Annotated in this window: 6 protein-coding genes; 5 read left to right on the top strand and 1 reads right to left on the bottom strand. The window is 41.5% G+C overall.

Annotated elements, in window-relative coordinates; all coding sequences use genetic code 11:
* Window positions 1–103 precede the first annotated feature (103 nt).
* The 5 genes from G630_RS0110270 (at window position 104) to G630_RS0110290 (ending at window position 4,304) form a co-directional block, all read left to right on the top strand.
* Window positions 104–1,783 carry a GGDEF domain-containing protein gene (locus G630_RS0110270; RefSeq protein ID WP_026498519.1) on the top strand — a complete coding sequence of 560 codons (1,680 nt, stop codon included), beginning with the start codon at window positions 104–106 and terminating at the stop codon, window positions 1,781–1,783.
* 135 nt (window positions 1,784–1,918) lie between these two features.
* The gene (locus G630_RS0110275) at window positions 1,919–2,515 is read left to right on the top strand and encodes a manganese efflux pump MntP (RefSeq protein WP_022760558.1); all 597 of its coding nucleotides are present in this window, start codon (window positions 1,919–1,921) and stop codon (window positions 2,513–2,515) included.
* 26 nt (window positions 2,516–2,541) lie between these two features.
* A complete protein-coding gene (locus G630_RS0110280; RefSeq protein ID WP_022760559.1) occupies window positions 2,542–3,156 on the top strand; it encodes an NUDIX hydrolase in 615 nt (204 codons plus the stop codon).
* A gap of 67 nt (window positions 3,157–3,223) precedes the next feature.
* On the top strand, window positions 3,224–3,919 hold the full coding sequence (locus tag G630_RS0110285) for a YggS family pyridoxal phosphate-dependent enzyme (RefSeq protein ID WP_026498520.1): 696 nt from the start codon (window positions 3,224–3,226) through the stop codon (window positions 3,917–3,919).
* A gap of 112 nt (window positions 3,920–4,031) precedes the next feature.
* The gene (locus tag G630_RS0110290; RefSeq protein WP_022760561.1) at window positions 4,032–4,304 is read left to right on the top strand and encodes a hypothetical protein; all 273 of its coding nucleotides are present in this window, start codon (window positions 4,032–4,034) and stop codon (window positions 4,302–4,304) included.
* 188 nt (window positions 4,305–4,492) lie between these two features.
* Here G630_RS0110290 and G630_RS23565 read toward each other — a convergent pair whose 3' ends face one another.
* Window positions 4,493–5,728: a GGDEF domain-containing protein gene (locus tag G630_RS23565; RefSeq protein WP_081646626.1), complete on the bottom strand. Its 1,236-nt coding sequence runs from the start codon at window positions 5,726–5,728 to the stop codon at window positions 4,493–4,495.
* Window positions 5,729–6,131: the final 403 nt, after the last annotated feature.

Below are 6,131 nucleotides of genomic sequence, written 5' to 3' on the forward strand. Positions count from 1 at the left end.
TTAAGAAACGAAAATTTTATAAATGCCGATTATAATTAATGATGGAATTGTGTTTTTTGACTGTTTGCCAGGTACCGTATGATATCGGAATAACAGGAAAACTATGGATAAAACGCTTGCCAGAAAATGGATTATATCGGCATTTCTTTTTATAGCTGCTCTCTTTGTGATGCAGTTTCTTTATTATGCCCAGGTAAGACTTGAAAAAAAGAATAATCATGAAAAACTCAGAGAATATATCAATCAGGACCTCGTTTTCAGCTGGGAGACCATGGATGATGAGCTGGCTAAGATAAATGAGATGATAAATAACAGGCATTTTTCAAACGAGGATCTCGGAAGACTCTATGAGAAGGCCAGCCTTATTTATATGCAAAAGGGTGAGACCATGAGTTATTACAGGTATCTTGGTTATGCCCTGTATTATCTTAAGCAGAGTGAGGATAAAGATTATACGGTCAATATTTACCTCGATCTTGCCAACTTTTTCCTGAACAATTATACAGAGGATTCGGCGAGAAAAATGATAGCCGAGGCGAAAAAGGTTGAAGCGTTTGAGAATATCGAAGATATTCAGATCAAAAGCTATGCCTACCGCATGCTTGGAATCATGGCCATTCTTGATGAGGACTATGAGGCTGCGGAGAATTATCTGAAGGAGTCTCAGAAAATTGTTGATACGTCACACACGAATATTTATGAAGAAACCTATAGTGCGATAAACGATACCTGGCTGGCCAGAGTCTATGTGGATACAGGCAGATATGAAGAGTGTCAGGAAAAACTGGATAAATGGGACGGACACGACATGTTTACGACGGATGTTTATCGTCAGATAATGCTCCGAGACCTGATAGTTCCCTATTACCAGATTAAGTGTTATCTGTCTGCCGCCGAGACATTAAAGGACTCTGATAAACTCAGCAAGGAAGAGCTTGAACAAAGGGAAGTTGAGGTTGGGGAGCACCTTGATCAATTTATAGAACTTTGCGAGGAAAATGGTTATCAGAAGGCAGAACTTAGCACTATTTTAAGGCTTCAGACCGATTATCCGCCGACCAGTGACGAGGTTCGGTTCAGGCTGTATGGAATTTTGAACAGATTGTATACGGATTTGTTTGATAATCAGAATATATCGTATTCAAATGTCATTGATAACATGGTCTCTGATTCAAAGGCTGAGATGACAAGAGATGAGCAGTACAGGAGACAGTATGTCAAGAGATTGCAGATAATCATTGGATCAATGATTGTTGTTGGCATTATAATACTGATATTTATAATACTGCTTCTAAACAGCAGGATAGATGCTCTTACCAGGCTCTTTAACAGAAAGACCTTTAATCACGACTACAACAGGGCAAAACGAAGAAACCAGATATTCAGCATAATAATGGTTGATATAGATGACTTTAAGCAGATCAACGATAGCTATGGTCATATCAACGGCGATATCGTGCTGGGGAGAATGGGACAGCTGATGCAAAGGGAAATCACCGCAGATGTTCACTGCTATCGGTACGGCGGCGAGGAATTCGTATTGCTTCTTGATAAAAAAGCTGTGCCTTATACTGAGGCAGTTGCGAACAGACTCAGGCTTTATATGGAACAGCAGACCTGGATGTTCGCGGAGGATCAGAAGATAACCTTAAGTATCGGGGTTGCCACCGGAAGCGGTAAGGATGATGTCCTAAAAAATGCGGACGATAGCCTGTATTTTTCCAAGGAAAACGGAAAGAACCGTGTTACGGTATATGAAAAAAATAAAATCTTAAGCCATTGACAGTGCTGTGTATTTTGACTGGGATGCTGCAATATGAGCGGCATCCCTTTTCTATGGAAGGCATTGTGTGTATAATAAAGTTTTGTATGGATGGATTATCATCCGGTGCTGTATTAGTTTTGGTTAGGAGAATTCATGTCAAATATAATTATACATATCAGTAATTCTATCTTGCTTGGCATTGGTCTTGCTATGGATGCTTTCTCAGTGTCGATTGCAAATGCCATAGCAGATCCTGAGATGAACCCTAAGAGGAAAAATGTAATAGCAGGTACCTTTGCCGGTTTTCAGTTTTTGATGCCGATGATCGGATGGATCTGTGTACATACAATAGCTACTTTATTTACACAGTTTCAGGTACTGATTCCCTGGATTGCGCTGATTCTTCTTTCATATATTGGCGGTAAGATGCTGATTGAGGGAATTAAGGAACAAAAGAGTGATGAGCCTATTGAAAAGGAACCGCTTACTGTAAAGCTTTTGATGGTTCAGGGGATTGCGACAGCAATAGATGCTCTTTCCGTAGGCTTTACAATTTCTGATTACAACGCACCGGAGGCGCTTGTGTCTGCACTCATTATCGGCGCGGTTACTTTTGTGATATGCAGGATTGGTCTTCACCTTGGAAGAAAAGTCGGACTTAAACTTGCAGGAAGAGCCACAATTGTAGGCGGTATAATTCTTATCGGAATAGGAATAGAGATTTTTGTAAGAGAATTTTTCGGAATCTGAGTAAATACATTTAGAAAGGAACAACTATGGCAACAATCAATTCAATTGAACAGCTCACCGAGAACAGATTTGTAAATCTGTTCCATGTAAAGGGTGAGAATGATAAGGGGCATAAGTCCAATTATTTTGTGGCATCCAGATGCAAGACAAAAGACGAACTTATGATAAACACAGGGAAAAATGTGGCGGATGGTGTTTCTATCTATGCGCTTTGCGGAGAGAAGCATGACAAGGTGGTTATGGTAAAACAATACCGCTATCCGATAAATACCTATATCTATGAGTTCCCCGCAGGACTTTGTGAGCCCGGAGAGGATTATCACGAGGCTGCGGTTCGAGAGCTTCGTGAGGAGACGGGACTTACATTTCATCCGATTGAGGTGGATCCGATGTATGAGCTTCCGAGATTCTCATCGGTCGGAATGACTGACGAATCAGTGGCTATGGTATTTGGCTATGCAGATGGTAAGATAACCGATAAATACCAGGAACTGAGCGAAGAGATTCAGGTTGTGATCGCTGACAGGGATGAAGTCAGACGCATCCTTAAGGAAGAGCATGTTGCGATTCTTGCAGCCTATCAGCTCCAGCACTTTTTACATGATGAGGAACCATTCGCTTTTTTGGAAGAAAAACAGTAATATATTAGCCTTCTCCCCCTGGGAGAAGGTGTCAGCGAAGCTGACGGATGAGGGAAAGGTTAAGACAATGATTAAAGACAATTTAGAAGAAGTAGAGAAGAAAATTCAGGCAGCCTGCGACAGAGCGGGACGCGATAGAAGCGAAGTTACCCTTATTGCGGTAAGTAAGACCAAGCCCGTATCTGATATCAGACAGGCGATGGACTGCGGCATAACCGTATTTGGTGAGAATAAGGTTCAGGAGATCAGAGATAAGACGGAGGAGATCAAAGAGCCTCTTCACTGGCATATGATCGGTCATCTTCAGACCAACAAGGTGAAGTATCTTCCGGGAAAAGTGGATATGATCCACTCTGTTGATAAGCTCTCGCTTGCTGAAGAAATTGAGAAGCAGGCTGCAAAACACGACCTTGTGATGGATGTTCTCTGCGAGGTTAATATGGCAGGAGAAGACACAAAGTTCGGACTCACACCGGAGGAGGCGCCGGAATTTGTAAGAACTATAGCAAAGCTTCCTCATGTCAGAGTTCGCGGACTCATGACTATAGCGCCTTACACAGATGATCCGGAGTCTAACAGACAATATTTCAGGGCACTCAGGGAGATGCTGGAAAAGCTCAAGGCAGAAAATATCGAAGGGACGCAGCTTGATACACTTTCAATGGGAATGACCGGAGATTACGAGATCGCTATAGAAGAGGGTGCGACCTTTGTAAGAGTCGGCACCGGAATATTTGGCGAGCGTGACTACAGTAAGGTGTAACCATCACAGTTTACCAATTTTTCATAATCATTTTATTGATAATCTGCCCACGGAACTTTAGAATAAGAATAGGGCGTGAAAAATTGCTCAATTCTATTCCCGGAGTGGTCTGATGTTAAGAACAATGCCTTTAACCAAAAACCTCACACTGGATCAGATTAATCACCTGATAGACACAGGCCATGTTTTTGTGGCGCCTCTTGGCATGAACAGAACCGCTTATATCGTTATCAATCACAAGCCCTTCATGGTGGTGGTAACAGATGTATCGATAAACGGAATCCAGCTTTCGGGCTCCTGGTACAACTGGGATGAACTAGAGAAGATGGGCGGAGTATTCGAATCCGAATTTGAAGCTCTTAAGGCTGTAGCCGGCGGAGCATAAAACAAAACCATTAAAACAGCCGCCGCATATATATGTTATACTTCAGACTCGTTGCAAAAAACGCATAATCGTCTGAAGTATAACATATATATGCGGCGGCTTTTCTATGCTTTAGTATTCATTATGTTCTTGCCTGCTCATGCCTTTATGTGTTTCATGTCTTTGCATGCGTTATGTCTTTGTATAATTTATGCTTTGGCGTGTTTCATGTGGTAGAGGTCGGTGCCGGCGCGGGCAATCAAGGATGGAATCGGGACGGGAGAGGAGTAGTCGTACTCCGCTATGCCTACACATACTGATAAATCATAGGGAGCAGCGGCCTTCTCGTTGAGAATCTTCACGCTTGATCTGATCTTGTCGGAGAGCCAGTTTACTTCACCTTTGTATTCGGTTTCGGCAATGATTATAAATTCGTCCCCGCCATATCTTGAAACAAAGAATCTGTTTCTGTGAGCCTGGCAGGCTTCCTTCATTGCAGTGGAGACTCTGACAAGAGCCTTATCGCCCTCTATATGTCCGTAGTTATCATTTATTTCCCTGAAGTGATCCACGTCAATTATCATAAGATAAAGTGAAAGTCCCGGTGTAGGCGTCTTAATTTTTTTCAGAAGATAACGCTGCATCTGGTGTCTGTTGTTGACCTGAGTAAGGGAATCCATGGAAATCAGATCCTCCAACGAGGTCAGATAAACCTGTAGGATGGAAAGTGTTGCACCAAAACACATGATTGGAATCTCAAGGAATATCAACTGAAGAACCCCGCATACTATGGGAAGGAGCGGGAAAATACCGATTACAAAATAAAGTCCGTGGTCAATATAACGCTCCTGTGTGTAGACTCTGATTAAAGCCTTGATAGACGCATGAACCATGTATCCGATGGGGACAAGTACAAGTACGGCATAAAGAGGACCATACAGAAGTGTGCCTGACTCATCAAAGGAAAAGACTATACCGCCAAATGCTCCGAAGAGAATCAGGAGAATAGCCACTATCATGGGAACAGCACTTTTTATGACTCCTTTTCTTGAAAGGATGTCCTTGTTTTGCTGATTCAGTTCGCAGAATATAAACCAGCAGTAGCTGCAGGCAACAATAAATGCATAAGGAATAATGGAAACGATAAACATTGCGCTCTGAGTACTTGGAATGATTCCTTCAAAGAAAAGCGCCCAGACAGCATCTGAGAGAAAATATCCCATCAATACCAGAATCATACGACGCAGAACAATTGTTGAAGTCTGGCGATCAATGCCTTGATTTATCTTTATAAGAATTAGCCCCAAAATGATAGTGCATGCTATATTGGCTTCGGTATAATACAGAGCTTCAGACACGATGAGTCCCCCCTGAGTTGTAATGAATTTCGCATCTGCGATATTTCCAACTATTTTATCACTTTTAGAGCCTCTATTTTTCGGCATTTTGTAAATTTTATAATTTTTTAATAAATTATACACCGTGTGAAATTACGCTAAATTAAGGGAATCTTTAGCTAATTGTGCTATACTAATACCGATGCTATATTAAATATTTTAGGTAATTGCGAAACTCAGTAAAAGTATATGCGCAACTTTAACATAAGCATTACGGAATGTATTTTTTGAAAGCCATGCAATTTAACTTAGAAAAAATCTGGTTTTAGGCGCACTTGAATAAAGCTAAAACATTATTAAGTTGGTAAGTCCTATGCTATAAGAGGCTTAAGGCTTCTGATGTATTCATGATGATGAATCTTGTCGGCAAGCACAACGGAGATAAGCTGTGTGATACCAGCAAGTATCAAGTCAGCATGCAGAGTTTTCTCGTTTCGTGTACGACGATTTG

Origin of the sequence: Butyrivibrio sp. WCD2001, from assembly GCF_000424485.1 — a bacterium.
In the GTDB taxonomy this organism is placed as follows: domain Bacteria; phylum Bacillota; class Clostridia; order Lachnospirales; family Lachnospiraceae; genus Butyrivibrio.